This window comes from Streptomyces sp. NPDC026515, assembly GCF_055567595.1.
Genome location: NZ_JBVHQD010000004.1, coordinates 294,105 through 310,260, shown reverse-complemented (window position 1 = coordinate 310,260; position 16,156 = coordinate 294,105). Strand labels below are relative to the sequence as shown.

Below are 16,156 nucleotides of genomic sequence, written 5' to 3'. Positions count from 1 at the left end.
AGGCGAGCCGGAGTTGACGTTTCCTTTGCAGACGCCGGGCCCCGCCGGAAAGGTTCCGGCGGGGCCCGGGGAGCGCAGGGCTACTTGCCCGTGAACTTCTCGTACTCCTTGAGCACCTCTTCGGTCGGACCGTCCATGCGCAGCTCACCGCGCTCCAGCCACAGGACCCGGTCGCAGGTGTCCCGGATCGACTTGTTGTTGTGACTGACCAGGAACACGGTGCCGGCGTGCTCGCGCAGCTCGCGGATCCGGGCCTCGGACCGCTTGCGGAACGCGGCGTCACCGGTGGCCAGCGCCTCGTCGATCATGAGGACGTCGTGGTCCTTGGCGGCGGCGATGGAGAACCGCAGCCGGGCCGCCATGCCGGAGGAGTAGGTGCGCATGGGCAGCGTGATGAAGTCGCCCTTCTCGTTGATGCCGGAGAAGTCGACGATCTCCTGGTAGCGCTCCCTGATCTGCTCCCGGGACATGCCCATGGCGAGGCCGCCCAGGATGACGTTCCGCTCGCCGGTGAGGTCGTTCATCAGGGCGGCGTTGACGCCGAGCAGCGAGGGCTGGCCGTTGGTGTAGACCCTGCCCTTCTCCGCGGGCAGCAGGCCGGCGATGGCCCGCAGCAGGGTCGACTTGCCGGACCCGTTGGAGCCGATCAGGCCGATCGCCTCGCCCCGGTAGGCGACGAAGGAGACCCCGCGCACGGCGTGCACCTTGCGGACGCCGCGCGCCGCGTCGTCGGAGCCGCGCTTGACGATGCGGCTCAGGGCGGCCGTCGCGCTGCCCTTGCCGGACCTGGCGCCGTTGACGCGGTAGACGATGTGCACGTCCTCCGCGATGACGGTGGGGATCCGCGCCCCCTGCTGCTCCGTGTCGTTCAGCTCAGCCACGACCGTACCGCTCCTCCGCCTTCCAGAAGTACACGAAACCGCCCGCGAAGACGACCAGCGCCCAGGCCAGGGCGACGGCCCAGACGTGCGGCGGGAGGTTCTCGGAGCCGTAGCCGTCGATCAGCGCGAAGCGCATCAGGTCCATGAAGACGGCCGCGGGGTTCACCTGGAGGAGCAGGCGCGCCCACTCCGGCCGGTGTTCCATCATCTTGCTGATGGAGAACATGACACCGGACATGTACATCCAGGTGCGCAGCACGAACGGCATCAGCTGGGCCAGGTCCGGCGTCTTGGCGCCCAGCCTGGCCACGATCATCGCCAGGCCGGTGTTGAAGAGGAACAGCAGCACCAGGGTCGGCAGGACCAGCAGCCAGGACAGGCCCGGGGTGGTACCGAAGCCGATCACCACGGCGATCATGACGATCATCGAGAACAACAGCTGCTGGAGCTGCTGGAGCGCGAAGGAGACCGGCAGCGCGGCACGCGGGAAGTGCAGCGCCCGCACCAGGCCGAGGTTGCCGGAGATCGCGCGCACGCCGGTCATGATCGAGCTCTGCGTGAAGGTGAACGTGAAGACGCCCGTGACCAGGAACGGGATGTATATGTCCTGGGACATCCCGCGGCTGGCGTGCAGGATGACGCCGAAGATGAAGTAGTACACGGCCGCGTTCAGCAGCGGTGTGGCCACCTGCCAGACCTGGCCGAGCTTGGCCTGGCTGTACTGGGCGGTGAGCTTCGCCTGGGAGAAGGCGAGGACGAAGTGCCGGCGTCCCCAGAGCTGGCGTACGTACTCGACGAGCGAGGGACGTGCGCCGCTCACCGTGAGCCCGTACCTGGCGGCCAGCTGCCCCGCCGTCAGGCCCTCGTCGGGCGACGGCACCGCGCTCACCGCGATTCCGACGTCATGCGTTGTCTCACTCAAGGGTGGAAGCCTTCGTCCTCGGATTCGTCTTACGTGCGTCTTACGAAATTGTGCTACCGGAGGTGACACGTATCCGCCATGGGACACGTTTCCGGGGCTGTCCGCGCGCCGGACACCCCCGGGAACGCGGACACGCACCTTCGAGCTTCTCAGATCACCGGAGGCCGGCCCAGTCGCGTGAGCTTCCACACGGTGCGCCACCGCATGGGCCGACGGGGTCCGCACGGGGTGGTCCAGCCCTCCCGGAAGCCGGCGAACCAGGCGTGCAGGGCCGGGCGCGAGGGGCGCCGCACCAGGGTCAGCAGCATCCACACCCCGAGGTAGACGGGGACCAGCGGGGCGGGCAGGTTGCGGCGCGCGAGCCACACCCGGTTGCGGGCGACCATCCGGTGGTAGACCGCGTGCCGGGAGGGGGCGGTGGTGGGGTGGTTGAGGACCATGTCGGAGCGGTAGTCGATCATCCAGCCGGCGTCCAGCGCCCGCCAGGCCAGGTCGGTCTCCTCATGGGCGTAGAAGAACTCGTCCGGCAGGCCGCCGACCTCGGCGAGGACCTGGGTGCGGACGGCGTTGGCGCCGCCCAGGAAGGTGGTGACCCGCGAGGAGCGCATCGGGTCGGCGGCCCGGAGCCTGGGCACGTGCCGGCGCTGGGTCTGCCCGGTCTCCGGGTCGGCGATGCGGAAGCTGATGATGCCGAGCCGCTGGTCGGCCGCGAAGGCCTGCCGGCACAGCTCGGCGGTGTCGTGCTCGGCGAGCAGGCCGTCGTCGTCCAGGAAGAGCAGTATGTCGACATCGCGGCCGCTCGGGCCGAAGGCCTCTATACCGACGTTGCGGCCGCCGGGGATGCCCAGGTTTTCCGGCAGCTCCATGGTGCGGACGCCGTCCGGGACGTCCGGGACCGGCGAGCCGTTGCCGACGACGACGACCTCGACCCGGTCGCCGTCCTGCTTGGCGACCGAGTCGAGGAGGGCACGCAGTTCGTCGGGGCGGTTGCCCATGGTGATGACGACCGCGCCGACCTTCAGCCCGGCGCTCACCGCAGCCTGCTCGACGCGAGGACCGAGACCAGGTGCAGCAGGGTCTGCAGGAGCGCGATGCCGGCGAGCACGGCGGTGCCCAGCCGGGTGAAGAAGAGGTCACCGCGGACGTGGTCCACGATCGCCAGGGCCAGGATCAGCAGCGAGGCCTCGATGCCGAGGATCAGCCGGTGGAACCGGAGCAGGGCGGCGGCCCGGCGGGCCAGGGCCATGCCGGAGGAACGCATCTCGGCGGCCGCCTCCTTGACCACCGGCAGCCCGGCCTGATGCCGGGCGACGCCGACCAGGTCGGTCTCGGCCTTGATCAGGATGGCGCCCAGCGCGGCCAGGGTGCCGAGGAAGGCCCACAGCCAGTCGATACGGCCGCTGCCGAACAGGTCGGCGGCGCGCAGCCCGAGGCCGACCAGGACGGCCGCGTCGGTCAGGTACGCGCCCACCCGGTCGAGGTAGACCCCGCCCAGCGAGTACTGCTGCTTCCAGCGCGCGACCTCGCCGTCGACGCAGTCCAGGAGCAGGTACATCTGGACGCAGACCACGCCGAGCACGGCGCCCGTGATCCCCGGCACCAGCAGGGCCGGGGCCGCGAGCACGCCGAAGACGGTCATCAGGTACGTGAGCTGGTTGGGCGTGACCCTGGTGTTCACCAGGTAGCGGTCGACCCGCAGGGACACCTCGCGCATATAGAGGCGCCCCATCCAGTGCTCACCGCTGCGCCGGTCCTTGACCCCTGCGGGGTGGACGACCGGACGGAGTTCAGCTACCGATGGCCTTGACATAGTCGACGTAGAAGTCCTTGATCTGGTGGGTCTTGAGGTTGAGGTGTTCGAGGATGGTGTAGCGGCCGGGCCGGGTCTCCGGGGCGAACTCGACGACCCGGACGAACTCGTCCACGGTGAAGCCGATCTCCTCCGGCAGCACCGGCAGTCCGTGCCGGCGCAGCACATCGGCCATGAACGCGGACTCCTCGTGGGCTCCGCGCAGATACATCGCGAAGGCCGCGCCGAGCCCGCACTGCTCGCCATGGCTGGCGGCACGCCTCGGGAACAGCAGGTCGAAGGCGTGGTTGATCTCGTGACAGGCGCCGGAGGACGGGCGGGAGTCGCCCGACACCGACATGGCGATACCGCTGAGCACCAACGCCTCGGCGAGCACCTGGAGGAAGTCGTTCTCCCCGATGCCGCCGGGGTGGCGCAGCACCGCCTCACCGGCCTGCCGGGCCATGGCGGCCGCCAGACCGTCGATCTTCTCGCCGGTGACGCGGTGGGACAGCTCCCAGTCCGCGATCGCCGAGATGTTGGAGACGGCGTCGCCGATGCCCGAGCGCACGAAGCGCGCCGGGGCCTCCCGGATGACGTCGAGGTCGATGACGACCGCGATCGGGTTCGGCACGCCGTAGGAGCCGCGGCCCGCGTCGTTGTCGAGGGTGGCGACCGGCGAGCACAGGCCGTCGTGCGCGAGGTTCGTCGGCACGGCGACCAGGGGCAGTCCCACCCGCGCGGCCGCGAACTTGGCACAGTCGATGATCTTGCCGCCGCCGAGGCCGACGACCGCGTCGTAGCGGCCCGCCTTGATCTCGCCGGCCAGCCGGATCGCGTCGTCGAGGGTGCCGCCGCCGACCTCGTACCAGGTGGCGCCGGGCAGGCTCGGCGAGATTCGCTCGCGCAGCCTCGCGCCGGAGCCGCCGCTGACGGCGACGGCGAGACGGCCGGAGTGTGAGATGCGTTCGTCGGCGAGCACGCCGGCCAGGTCGTCGAGGGCACCCGGGCGGATGTCGACGACGACCGGCGAGGGGATCAGCCTGGTCAGTACTGGCATGCGATCTCCCGTCCCCTGGCGAGATCGTCGTGGTTGTCGATCTCGACCCACCGGACGTCGCCGATGGGCGCGACGTCGATGCGGAAGCCGCGGTTGACCAGCTCCTGGTAGCCGTGCTCGTAGAACTGCTGCGGGTCGCTCTCCCAGACCGTCTTCAGCGCGTCGGCGAGCTCGGGGGCCGCGTCGCCCTCGATGAGGGTGACGCCGATGTACTCGCCGGTGGCCTCGGCCGGGTCCATCAGCTTGGTGATCTTCGTCATGCCCTGGCCGGCGCCGACGACGACCTTCATCTCCTCGTCGGCGAGGTCCTTGACCGTGTCCAGCGCCAGGATGATCTTCTTGCCCTCGCCGCGGGCGGCGAGCAGCGTCTTCTCGACGGAGACCGGGTGGACGGTGTCGCCGTTGGCAAGGATCACGCCGTCCTTGAGGGCGTCACGGCCGCACCACAGGGAGTAGGCGTTGTTCCACTCCTCGGCCTTGTCGTTGTCGATGAGAGTGAGCTTGAGGCCGTACTTCGCCTCCAGGGCCGCCTTGCGCTCGTACACGGCCTCCTTGCGGTAGCCGACGATGATCGCGACCTCGGTCAGGCCGATCTCGGCGAAGTTGCCGAGGGTCAGGTCGAGCACCGTGATCGAGTCCTCTATCCCGGCGGGCCCCACCGGCACCAGCGCCTTGGGCAGGCTGTCGGTGTAGGGGCGCAGACGCCGTCCGGCGCCGGCCGCCAGCACGAGGCCGATCATGCGGGTTCTCCTTCATCGTGTACGGCGGGCGCCCCTGCGGACGCCCAGAAGCGGATGCTCTCGACGAGCACCAGCCCGGCCACGGCCACGGCCAGGACCGTGAGCGCGACCTCGAACTGCGTGGCGGTGAGTACCGCGGCCACCACGGTGACCAGCAGCGTTCGCCCTTCCTGCCCCCCGATGGCGCGGACCAGCCAGGCCGGCGGCGCCCCGGCGTCGCCGCGGATGCGGTACACCGTGTCGTAGTGATGGTAGGCGACGGCGGCCACCAGGCCGAAAGCCGCGGGAAGGGTTCCGTTCACCCCGGATTTGCCTGCGAGGACGAGGACGGTGCCGTACTCGGCGGCCCGGAACAGGGGCGGGACCAGCCAGTCGAGGGCGCCCTTGAGCGGGCGGGCCAGGGCCTGGCCGGAGGCCAGCGCGTAGACGACGGCACCCGCGACCGGCGCCCAGGTCACGCCCGAGAAGAGGGAGACGGTGAGAACCGCCACTCCGGCGAGCGCCACCAGGAGCGGGGAGCCGAGCCGGGCGGGCAGCACGCGGGAGGCGAATCCGGCGAGCGGGCCGTTGTCGGCGAGGTCGGCCAGCGCCCGGGCGGCCCGGTCGGTCCGCCTGGCCTTGCGGGTCAGCGAGCGCAGCACGCGCCCGGCCGTGGTGTAGGTCGCGGCGAGGGCGCAGCCCACGAGCAGCACGTAGAAGGTGATCCGCGGCGTCGTCGCCGCGGTCAGGACGGCTATGAGAGCCCATCGTTCGCCGATGGGCAGGACTATCATCCGGCGCACCCAGACCGTCCAGCCGACGCTGTCGAGCCGGTCGGAGAGGGCCGCGGTGGGACTGGTGTTGGCGGTGGCGTCGTGGTTCGCCTCGTTGAACGAGAAGTCGACGACGTGCCGGCAGGTCTGCAGGATCATCGCGCCGAGCGCGAGGGCCCAGACATCGTCGTGGCCGCCGCCCCGGGCCGCGCCGAGGGCGAGGCCCGCGTAGTAGGCGTACTCCTTGGCCCGGTCGAAGGTGGCGTCCAGCCAGGCGCCGAGCGTGGAGTACTGCAGGGAGTAGCGGGCCAGCTGGCCGTCGGTGCAGTCCAGGACGAAGGACGCGATCAGCAGCACGCCCGCCGCGACGAACCCGGCCCGGGTGCCGGTGGCCGCGCAGCCCGCCGCTATCAGGGCGGTGAGCAGGGAGGCGGTGGTGACCTGGTTGGGGGTCAGTCCGCGCCGGGCGCACCAGCGGGCGAGGTAGCGGGAGTACGGGCTGATGAAGAAGGTGGTGAAGAAGCCGTCCCGGGACTTCACCGCGGATTTCAGGCGTACGGCCTCGTCGTCGACGGCGGCGACGGCCTGCCGTGCCTCGTTGCGGGCCTGCGGGTCGGCGGGGACGGCGGCGACGAGACTGCCCAGCTCGGGGCGGTGCACGTCGGCGTCCAGGGCGGTGACGAGGCCGTCGACGGCGAGGTCGGTACCGCCGCCGGCCGCGGCCTCCCGGGCCAGTGCCGAGGTCAGCGCCTGGCGGCCGGCCGGCTGGGCGGTGACGGCTCCGGGTATCGCGGCGAGCGGGAAGCGCGGGTCGGTGAGGCCGAGGCGCAGGGCGTGCGGATGCCCGACGAAGCGGGCGTCGACGACGGCGACCCGCCGGTCGGCGGGCACGGCCGCGAGGAGGGCCGCGGTGCCGGCGCTGTCCGGGGCCGTGGACACCTCGAAGCCGAGCGCCCGCAGATCGCTCTCCAACGACGATCCGGGGACCGGCTGGCCGGTGACGATGGCGGTCGGCAACCGAACTCACTCCCTGGTGTGCCGGCGACGGGCGCCGGTTTCTCCTGCGTGGTGGGGCGTGGTGTGCCTGGTTGCCCCCGGGCGGCATTCGGCAGAGGCTATCGGATGGTGCGGACTGCTTGTTCACCGGCCGTTCACGGCACGGACGACCCGCTCTGCCCCGGCCTTTGCCGAGATCATCATCCGTGATCCCGGCCCCGGCTCACAAACCGTGCTCACAGAACGGGCATTGAGGACATGGGGCGCTGCGGCACCGAGGAGCGTCCGGCGGCGGCCCGGGGTGAGCGCCCGTTCATGAAGGGTGACTGAGGGTGCCCTGACCTGGGATTCGTTTCCGCAGGTCAGGGCACATGACAACGGTGTTCACCGTCGCGTTGCCGGATACCCCCCACCCGTAGTTCACTGTGATCCCCGGCGGAACAGAGGAGGCGTATCCCATGGGGGCAGGGCACGACCACGGTCACACGCACGCCCACGCGCCGACCACCGGCACGGCCGCGGCGGCCTACCGCGGCCGGCTGCGGGTGGCGCTCGCCATCACCCTCGGGGTGATGGTGGTCGAGATCTTCGGCGGCCTGCTGGCCGACTCGCTCGCGCTGATCGCGGACGCGGCCCACATGGCGACCGACGCCCTGGGTCTGGGCATGGCGCTGCTGGCGATCCACTTCGCCAACCGCCCGGCGAGCACCAACCGCACCTTCGGCTACGCCCGCGCCGAGATCCTGGCCGCCCTGGCCAACTGTCTGCTGCTGCTCGGTGTCGGCGGCTACGTGCTGTACGAGGCGGTCCAGCGGTTCCTGACGCCCGCGGACACCGAGGCCCGCGTGATGATCGTGTTCGGTCTGATCGGCCTGGTCGCCAACATGATCTCGCTCACCCTGCTGGTGCGCGGCCAGCAGGAGAGCCTGAACGTGCGCGGCGCCTTCCTGGAGGTGGCGGCCGACGCGCTGGGCTCGCTGGCGGTGCTGATCTCGGCCGTGGTGATCCTGACCACCGGCTGGCAGGCGGCGGACCCGATCGCCTCGCTGCTCATCGGACTGATGATCGTGCCGAGGACGGTGAAACTGCTGCGCGAGACCCTGGACGTCCTGCTGGAGTCGGCACCCAAGGACGTGGACATGGCCGAGGTGCGGTCGCACATCCTCGCGCTGGACGGCGTGCAGGACGTCCACGATCTGCACGCCTGGACGATCACCTCGGGGATGCCGGTGCTGTCGGCGCACGTGGTGGTCCGCTCGGACGTGCTGAACGCCATCGGCCACGAGAAGATGCTGCACGAACTGCAGGGCTGTCTCGGCCATCACTTCGACGTGGAGCACTGCACCTTCCAGCTGGAGCCGGTCGGGCACGCGCAGCACGAGGCCCGGCTCTGCCACTGACCGCGCCGCGGTCCGCCCGGGCCGCCGGAACGCAGGGAACGCATCGGTCCGGACTCCCCCCGGCGTCCTGGTGTTCGAGACCCCCGGGCGGTTCCCGTCCGCACCCGTAGGGCACGATCAACTACCGGGTCCCTCTTCCGGCGTGCCCGTGCCGGGAAGTGCCGGGAGTGTCGGATTCGTACGGCAGACTTGGTACGAAGACCGAGGCGAAGGATGGGTATGCCGATCACACCTGCCACCGCGACGCACAGCACGTCGAAGGGCACAACGGACGCGATCTTGCTTGAACTCGTCGACGAGAAGGGTGTGACCATCGGGACCGCGGAGAAGCTGGCCGCGCATCAGCCACCCGGGCAGCTGCACCGGGCGTTCTCCGTCTTCCTCTTCGACGAGCAGGGCAGACTCCTGCTCCAGCAGCGGGCGCTGGGCAAGTACCACTCCCCGGGCGTGTGGTCCAACACCTGCTGCGGCCACCCCTACCCCGGCGAGGCCCCGTTCGCGGCGGCGGCCCGCCGCACCTTCGAGGAGCTGGGGGTCTCCCCCTCGCTGCTCGGCGAGGCGGGCACGGTCCGCTACAACCACCCGGACCCGGCCTCCGGACTCGTGGAGCAGGAGTACAACCACCTGTTCGTCGGCATGGTGCAGGCACCGCTCGCGGCGGACCCCGAAGAGGTCGGGGAGACCGCGTTCGTGACGGCCGCCGAGCTGACCGAGCGGCACACCCGGGACCCCTTCTCGGCGTGGTTCATGACCGTGCTGGACGCGGCCCGTCCGGCGATCAGGGAGCTGACGGGCCCGTCCGCGGGTTGGTGAGCGGCCTCACGGCAGCGCCGCGGGTTTGAGCGGCAGGGCGGCCCAGATCACCTTGCCGCCGCTCGACGTGTGCTCCACGTCCACGACTCCGCCCGCCTCCCTGGCCACCTCCCGCACCAGCAGCAGCCCCCGGCCGCCGGTCTGCCCGTGGTCGGCCTCCAGGGCGGTCGGGCGGTAGGGGTGGTTGTCCTCCACCGACACCCGCACCCACTCGGCGCCGACGGCGACCTCGACGGCGAGCACCGGCGACAGCAGCGCCGCGTGCTTGACCGCGTTGGTGACCAGCTCGGAGACGATCAGCAACAGCCCGTACACCAGGTCCTCCGAGACCGGGACGCCCTGGCGCTGGAGCAGGTCCCGTACGGCGCGCCGCGCCTGCGGGACCGAGGCGTCCACGGCGGCGGCGGTGAACCGCCAGACTCCTTCGTACGGCAGCGGATCCGGCGGCGGAGGGCCGCCTCCCTCTGGACGCGGGTCGTGCCCGCGCCCGTGGTTCTCCATGGTCCGGTCGCCACCCTCGCGCTCGATTGTCACCACACGACGAGTGTTGGTAACGACGCCCTCCGCTCCGGATGACTGAACACAAGTCAGCGACTATCGAACGCTTCTGACCGTCGACGCACGACAAGGTCGGTCGAGAGACCGTTCCTGTCCCAGTAAAGTCGACTTCGCGCACTATTACGGTTGTACTGCAACACCTGGGGCGGGGCCGCGCCGCTTGCCGGCACCGTCACGCCGATAGCATCCCGCCCATGGAGCCCCACCTCTCCCACCAGGTCACCGGCGCCGTGGCCACGGTGGTCATCCACAACCCGGTCAAACGCAACGCGATGACCGCGGCGATGTGGCGAGCCCTGCCGCCCCTGCTGGACGAGCTGTCGGCCGACCCGGGCGTCCGGGCCCTGGTGCTGACCGGCGCGGGCGGAACCTTCTGCGCCGGTGCCGACATCTCCACCCTCCAGGGCTCTCCCGCCGAGGCGCAGTTCCTCGCCTGCGCCGCCGAGGAGGCACTCGCCGCGTTCCCCAAGCCGACCCTCGCCGCGGTCCGCGGCCACTGCGTCGGCGGCGGCTCGCAGCTCGCCGCGGCCTGCGATCTGCGGTTCGCCGAGGAGGGCGCCCTCTTCGGCGTGACCCCGGCCAAGCTCGGGATCGTCTACCCGGCCTCCTCCACCCGCCGTCTGGTGGCCCTGGTCGGCCCCGCGGCCACCAAGTACCTGCTGTACTCCGGCGAGTTGATCGACACCGAGCGGGCGCTGCGCACCGGCCTGGTCGACGAGGTGCTGCCCGTGGGCGAACTGACCGGGCGGGTGGCCGAGTTCACCCGGATCCTGACCGCGCGCTCCCAGCTGACGCAGGCGGCGGCGAAGGAGTTCGTCAACGGCCGTACCGACCGCGACGGCCACTGGACGGAGCAGGCGCGGGGCAGTGGCGACACCGCCGAGGGCGTCGCCGCGTTCCTGGAGCGCCGCCGGCCGCGGTTCAGCTGGGCCGTCCCCGGCCGAGGATGAAGCGGGCCGTACTCGATCCCGAGCCGCCCGGCCGCGGTGACGTACCTGCCGTCGGCGACGACCTGTTCCCCGCGACGACCGCGACAACGGATTTCCCGCCTTTCCTGCCGGCGCGGGCCGAAGGCCGTACCGTCAGGACACGCACGGCACTGGAGTCCGTACCGACCAGTCGGTAACGTGCTCGCCATGACCACTGCCGTCCTGGAGCCGCGCGCCGGCCGCCGCTGTCACACCCTGCTCAATTCCCTGCACGCGACCCACTTCTTCAGTCCCGAGCTGGCCGAGGAACTGGCCGCGCTCGGGGTGACCCACCCGCGGGCCGTCAACTTCGCGGTGCGGGCTGCCGCGTTGGGGCCGGTCGGGCCCGGCACGGTGACGGCCACGTTCTACAACTACAAGTACGAACTGGTCGCCCGGCACGTCCCGGCCGTCTGGGAGACCGCCTCGCCGGGCGACGTGCTCGCCGCACGCGCGCGTGCCGTCGACGCCTCCATGCGACGACTGCTCGGCGCCGACACGGTGGCCTGCGCCGAGATGGCCGAGGCCGCGCGGCTCGCGCTGCGCGCCGCCGAGGCGTGTTCCCGCTCCGGCCGCCCGCTCTACGCGGCGCACGCGGATCTGCCGGTGCCCGAGGAGCCCCACCTCGCCTACTGGCACGCGACCACGCTGCTGCGCGAGCACCGCGGTGACGGGCACCTCGCGGTGCTGATCTCGGCCGGGCTCGACGGGCTGGAGGCGGTGGTGACCCACACCGCGACCGGCAAGGGCATGGCCCCGAAATGGGTGCTGGCCACACGGGGGTGGAGCCAGGACGACTGGGACGCGGCCGTGCGGCGGCTGCGGGAGCGCGGGCTGCTCGACACGGCGGGCGAGCTGACCGAGGCGGGGGCCGCCCTGCGGGCGGAGATCGAGTCGGAGACGGACCGGCTGGACCGGGCGCCGTACGAACACCTGGGGAGCGACGACGTGGCCCGGCTGACCGACCTGGCCAGGGGGTTCGCGGGGGCGGCCCTCGCCGCGGGCGCCTTTCCGGCCGATCTGGTCGGCAAGGGGTGAAAGCGGTCGGCTGACCCCCCTCGCGGTGACTTCGTGTCGCGGAACGGTGCCCTGAGGCCCGGTTGTCGGTGTCACCTGCCACAATTGCCGCGCAACCTCAGTGGAGAAGGCGGTACGGGATCGTGACGACACCCGGGTCCCTGGTTCCAGGGTCCATCGAAGGCAGGATCGCCGAGGAGCTCGGCGTACGGGAGCGGCAGGTCAAGGCTGCCGTGGAGCTGCTCGACGGCGGTTCGACGGTGCCCTTCATCGCCCGCTACCGCAAGGAAGCGACCGAGATGCTCGACGACGCGCAGCTGCGCACGCTCGAGGAGCGGCTGCGCTATCTGCGGGAGCTGGAGGAGCGCCGGACGGCGATCCTGGAGTCGGTGCGCGAGCAGGGCAAGCTCACCGAGGAGCTGGAGGCGCGGATCCGCGGCGCCGAGACCAAGGCGCGGCTGGAGGACATCTACCTGCCGTACAAACCGAAGCGGCGGACCAAGGCACAGATCGCGCGGGAGGCCGGCCTGGAGCCGCTGGCCGAGGGACTGCTGGGCGATCCGACGGTGGAACCGCTGGCCGCCGCCGCCGCGTTCGTGGACGCCGACAAGGGCGTCGCCGATCCGCAGGCGGCCCTGGAGGGTGCCCGGGCGATCCTCACCGAGCGGTTCTCGGAGGACGCCGACCTCATCGGTGAGCTGCGCGAGCGCATGTGGGTGCGTGGCCGGCTCGCCGCGAAGGTACGGGAGGGCAAGGAGGAGGCGGGCGCCAAGTTCGCCGACTACTTCGACTTCGCCGAGCCGTTCACCGAGCTGCCCTCGCACCGGATCCTGGCGATGCTGCGCGGCGAGAAGGAGGAGGTCCTCGACCTCGTCCTGGAGCCGGAGGAGCCGACCGAGGGGCCCTCGTCGTACGAGGGCATCGTCGCCCACCGGTTCGCGATCGCCGACCGGGGCCGGGCGGCCGACAAGTGGCTCACCGACACGGTCCGCTGGGCCTGGCGCACCCGCCTGCTGGTCCACCTCGGCATCGATCTGCGGCTGCGGCTGCGTACGGCCGCCGAGGACGAGGCGGTGGACGTCTTCGCCGCGAACCTGCGCGACCTGCTGCTCGCCGCTCCGGCCGGCACGCGCGCGACGCTGGGCCTGGACCCCGGTTTCCGTACCGGCGTGAAGGTCGCCGTCGTCGACGCCACCGGCAAGGTCGTCGCCACCGACGTCATCTACCCGCACGTCCCGGCGAACAAGTGGGACGAGGCGGTCGCCAAGCTCGCCCGTCTCGCCACCGAGCACACGGTCGAGCTGATCGCGATCGGCAACGGCACGGCGTCCCGCGAGACCGACAAGCTCGCCGGTGAACTCATCACCCGGCACCCGGAGCTGAATCTCACCAAGGTGATGGTGTCGGAGGCGGGCGCGTCCGTGTACTCGGCGTCCGCGTTCGCCTCCCAGGAGCTGCCCGGCATGGACGTGTCGCTGCGCGGCGCCGTCTCCATCGCCCGCCGGCTCCAGGACCCGCTCGCCGAGCTGGTCAAGATCGACCCGAAGTCGATCGGTGTCGGCCAGTACCAGCACGACCTGTCCGAGGTGAAGCTGTCGCGGTCGCTGGACGCGGTGGTGGAGGACTGTGTGAACGGCGTGGGCGTCGACGTGAACACCGCGTCGGCCCCGCTGCTGTCCCGGGTCTCCGGCATCACCTCCGGGCTCGCCGAGAACATCGTGGCCCACCGGGACACCAACGGGCCGTTCACCTCCCGGGGCCAGCTGAAGAACGTGGCGCGGCTCGGCCCGAAGGCGTACGAGCAGTGCGCGGGCTTCCTGCGCATCCGCGGCGGCGACGACCCGCTGGACTCGTCGAGCGTCCACCCCGAGGCGTACCCCGTCGTACGGCGCATGGTGAAGGCCTCGCAGCAGGAGGTGGCCGCGCTCATCGGCAACACCGGTGTGCTGCGCTCGCTGCGGCCGGGCGACTTCGTGGACGAGACGTTCGGTCTGCCGACCGTCACCGACATCCTCAAGGAGCTGGAGAAGCCCGGTCGCGACCCGCGTCCCGCCTTCAAGACGGCCACGTTCAAGGAGGGCGTCGAGAAGATCTCCGACCTGTCCTCCGGCATGATCCTGGAGGGGGTCGTCACGAACGTGGCGGCGTTCGGCGCGTTCATCGACATCGGCGTCCACCAGGACGGTCTGGCGCACGTCTCCGCGCTGTCGAAGACCTTCGTCAAGGACCCGCGGGACGTGGTCAAGCCGGGCGACATCGTCAAGGTGAAGGTCCTCGACGTGGACGTCCCGCGCAAGCGGATCTCGCTGACGCTGCGGCTGGACGACGAGGCGACGCCTCAGGGCGGCGGCCGGCAGGGCGAGGGCGGCGAACGGCGACAGCGCGGCGGACGTCCGCCGCAGCAGCGGCAGCAGGGCGGCGGCCGTGGCGGCCAGGGACAGGGCGGCGGTGCGCGTCAGGCGCCGGCGCCCGCCAACAGCGCGATGGCCGACGCTCTGCGCCGGGCCGGGCTGCTGGACGGCGGCAAGAAGGGCAAGCGCTGACTCCGCCCATGGGAGGTCGTGGGGAACCGCGGGTCCGTCGTCGACGGTCGCGCGGTTCCCGCCCCCTTACCGGGCGAGTTCGGTCAGTTTGCCCGCCGCGACCTCAAGGCGGCGGGTCACATGGACCGCGTCCAGCATGCGGCGGTCGTGGGTGACCAGGAGGAGGGTGCCCTCGTAGGCGTCGAGGGCGGACTCCAGTTGTTCGATCGCGGGCAGGTCGAGGTGGTTCGTCGGCTCGTCCAGGACGAGGAGGTTGACGCCCCGGCCCTGGAGCAGCGCCAGCGCGGCCCGAGTCCGTTCCCCCGGCGACAAGGTGGCCGCGGAGCGCAGGACGTGGTCCTGCCTGAGGCCGAACTTGGCCAGCAGGGTGCGGACTTCCGCCGGCTCGGTGTCCGGGACGGCCGCGCAGAAGGCGTCCAGCAGGGCCTCGGTGCCGTGGAAGAGCTTGCGGGTCTGGTCGACCTCGCCGACCAAGACCCCCGAGCCGAGCGCGGCGTGCCCCGCCTCCAGTGGCACCCGGCCCAGCAGCGCGCCGAGCAGCGTCGACTTGCCGGCCCCGTTCGCGCCGGTCACCGCGACCCGGTCGGCCCAGTCGATCTGCAGGGACACCGGTCCGAAGGCGAAGTCCCCGAGCCGTACCTCCGCGTCCCGCAGGGTGGCCACCACCGAACCGGAGCGCGGGGCCGCCGCGATCTCCATGCGCAGCTCCCACTCCTTGCGCGGCTCCTCGACCACGTCCAGGCGTTCGATCATGCGCTGGGTCTGGCGGGCCTTGGCGGCCTGCTTCTCGCTGGCCTCGCTGCGGAACTTGCGGCCGATCTTGTCGTTGTCGTTGTTCGCCTTGCGCCGGGCGTTCTTGACGCCCTTGTCCATCCAGGAGCGCTGCATCTGCGCGCGGTCCTGGAGGGCGCTCTTCTTGTCGGCGTACTCCTCGTAGTCGTCGCGGGCGTGCCGGCGGGCCGTCTCGCGTTCCTCCAGGTAGGCGTCGTAGCCGCCGCCGTAGAGGTTGACCTGCCGCTGGGCGAGATCGAGTTCGAGGACCTTGGTGACCGTGCGGGTGAGGAACTCGCGGTCGTGGCTGACGACGACCGTGCCGGCGCGCAGGCCGGTCACGAAGCGTTCCAGCCGCTCGAGACCGTCCAGGTCGAGGTCGTTGGTCGGCTCGTCGAGCAGGAAGACGTCGTAGCGGGACAGGAGCAGGGAGGCGAGGCCCGCGCGAGCGGCCTGGCCGCCGGAGAGGGAGGTCATCGGCTGGTCGAGTCCGACGGCCAGGCCCAGGGAGTCGGTGACCTCCTCGGCCCGCTCCTCCAGGTCCGCGCCGCCGAGGCCGAGCCAGCGCTCCAGCGCGGTGGCGTACGCGTCGTCGGCCCCCGGCGCCCCGTCGACCAGGGCCTGGGTTGCCTCGTCCATCACCCGCTGTGCCTCGGCGACGCCGGTGCGGCGGGCGAGGAAGGCGCGCACGGTCTCGCCCGGCCGGCGCTCCGGCTCCTGGGGCAGATGGCCGACGGCCGCGGTCGGCGGGGAGAGCCGCAGTTCGCCCTCTTCGGGGGCGGTGAGGCCGGCGAGCAGCCGCAGCAGGGTGGACTTGCCCGCGCCGTTGGCACCGACCAGACCGATCACGTCCCCCGGCGCGACGACGAGGTCGAGCCCGGAGAAGAGGGAGCGGTCGCCGTGCCCGGCGGCGAGGTTCTTGGCGACGAGGGTGGCAGTCATCAGA

General features: G+C 71.5%; 14 protein-coding genes. 5 read left to right on the top strand and 9 right to left on the bottom strand.

Annotation, left to right across the window (positions count from 1 at the left end; all coding sequences use genetic code 11):
- Positions 1-80: 80 nt before the first annotated feature.
- The 7 genes from ACZ4O3_RS09815 to ACZ4O3_RS09785 all read right to left on the bottom strand — a co-directional run bounded on the left by ACZ4O3_RS09815 (position 81) and on the right by ACZ4O3_RS09785 (position 7,161).
- Entirely contained in the window at positions 81-881 is an 801-nt protein-coding gene (locus tag ACZ4O3_RS09815; RefSeq protein ID WP_362718677.1) for an ABC transporter ATP-binding protein, read from the bottom strand.
- Complete coding sequence (locus ACZ4O3_RS09810; protein ID WP_362718674.1) at positions 874-1,803, bottom strand: ABC transporter permease; 930 nt, start codon at positions 1,801-1,803, stop codon at positions 874-876. Before ACZ4O3_RS09810 ends, ACZ4O3_RS09815 begins: the two co-directional genes overlap by 8 nt.
- Positions 1,804-1,952: 149 nt before the next feature.
- Positions 1,953-2,825: a glycosyltransferase family 2 protein gene (locus ACZ4O3_RS09805; protein ID WP_384997602.1), complete on the bottom strand. Its 873-nt coding sequence runs from the start codon at positions 2,823-2,825 to the stop codon at positions 1,953-1,955.
- An 8-nt stretch (positions 2,826-2,833) separates the two neighbouring features.
- The gene (locus ACZ4O3_RS09800) at positions 2,834-3,613 is read right to left on the bottom strand and encodes a CDP-alcohol phosphatidyltransferase family protein (RefSeq protein ID WP_362729448.1); all 780 of its coding nucleotides are present in this window, start codon (positions 3,611-3,613) and stop codon (positions 2,834-2,836) included.
- The gene (locus ACZ4O3_RS09795) at positions 3,591-4,652 is read right to left on the bottom strand and encodes an iron-containing alcohol dehydrogenase family protein (protein WP_362729446.1); all 1,062 of its coding nucleotides are present in this window, start codon (positions 4,650-4,652) and stop codon (positions 3,591-3,593) included. Before ACZ4O3_RS09795 ends, ACZ4O3_RS09800 begins: the two co-directional genes overlap by 23 nt.
- Positions 4,640-5,392 (bottom strand): phosphocholine cytidylyltransferase family protein, encoded by a 753-nt coding sequence (locus ACZ4O3_RS09790; protein WP_362729444.1) that lies wholly within the window; start codon positions 5,390-5,392, stop codon positions 4,640-4,642. The genes ACZ4O3_RS09795 and ACZ4O3_RS09790 overlap by 13 nt, the downstream gene beginning before the upstream one ends.
- A complete protein-coding gene (locus ACZ4O3_RS09785; RefSeq protein WP_467721818.1) occupies positions 5,389-7,161 on the bottom strand; it encodes a DUF5941 domain-containing protein in 1,773 nt (590 codons plus the stop codon). Before ACZ4O3_RS09785 ends, ACZ4O3_RS09790 begins: the two co-directional genes overlap by 4 nt.
- 437 nt (positions 7,162-7,598) lie before the next feature.
- On the opposite strand from ACZ4O3_RS09785, the gene ACZ4O3_RS09780 reads away from it, so the two are divergent.
- Complete coding sequence (locus ACZ4O3_RS09780) at positions 7,599-8,540, top strand: cation diffusion facilitator family transporter (protein ID WP_384997501.1); 942 nt, start codon at positions 7,599-7,601, stop codon at positions 8,538-8,540.
- Between the two features lie 219 nt (positions 8,541-8,759).
- The gene (gene idi, locus ACZ4O3_RS09775) at positions 8,760-9,353 is read left to right on the top strand and encodes an isopentenyl-diphosphate Delta-isomerase (RefSeq protein WP_384997503.1); all 594 of its coding nucleotides are present in this window, start codon (positions 8,760-8,762) and stop codon (positions 9,351-9,353) included.
- Positions 9,354-9,359: 6 nt separating this feature from the next.
- Here the strand turns inward: idi and ACZ4O3_RS09770 are convergent, their stop codons facing one another.
- Positions 9,360-9,854: an ATP-binding protein gene (locus tag ACZ4O3_RS09770; RefSeq protein WP_362730986.1), complete on the bottom strand. Its 495-nt coding sequence runs from the start codon at positions 9,852-9,854 to the stop codon at positions 9,360-9,362.
- A 251-nt stretch (positions 9,855-10,105) separates the two neighbouring features.
- Here ACZ4O3_RS09770 and ACZ4O3_RS09765 point away from each other — a divergent pair, with 251 nt between their 5' ends.
- The 3 genes from ACZ4O3_RS09765 to ACZ4O3_RS09755 all read left to right on the top strand — a co-directional run bounded on the left by ACZ4O3_RS09765 (position 10,106) and on the right by ACZ4O3_RS09755 (position 14,439).
- Positions 10,106-10,861 (top strand): enoyl-CoA hydratase/isomerase family protein, encoded by a 756-nt coding sequence (locus ACZ4O3_RS09765; RefSeq protein WP_384997505.1) that lies wholly within the window; start codon positions 10,106-10,108, stop codon positions 10,859-10,861.
- 186 nt (positions 10,862-11,047) lie between these two features.
- Positions 11,048-11,917 carry an SCO6745 family protein gene (locus tag ACZ4O3_RS09760; RefSeq protein ID WP_362728582.1) on the top strand — a complete coding sequence of 290 codons (870 nt, stop codon included), beginning with the start codon at positions 11,048-11,050 and terminating at the stop codon, positions 11,915-11,917.
- 122 nt (positions 11,918-12,039) lie between these two features.
- On the top strand, positions 12,040-14,439 hold the full coding sequence (locus ACZ4O3_RS09755; protein WP_467721817.1) for a Tex family protein: 2,400 nt from the start codon (positions 12,040-12,042) through the stop codon (positions 14,437-14,439).
- Between the two features lie 66 nt (positions 14,440-14,505).
- Here ACZ4O3_RS09755 and ACZ4O3_RS09750 read toward each other — a convergent pair whose 3' ends face one another.
- Positions 14,506-16,152 carry an ABC-F family ATP-binding cassette domain-containing protein gene (locus tag ACZ4O3_RS09750; protein WP_467721816.1) on the bottom strand — a complete coding sequence of 549 codons (1,647 nt, stop codon included), beginning with the start codon at positions 16,150-16,152 and terminating at the stop codon, positions 14,506-14,508.
- Between the last annotated feature and the right edge of the window lie 4 nt (positions 16,153-16,156).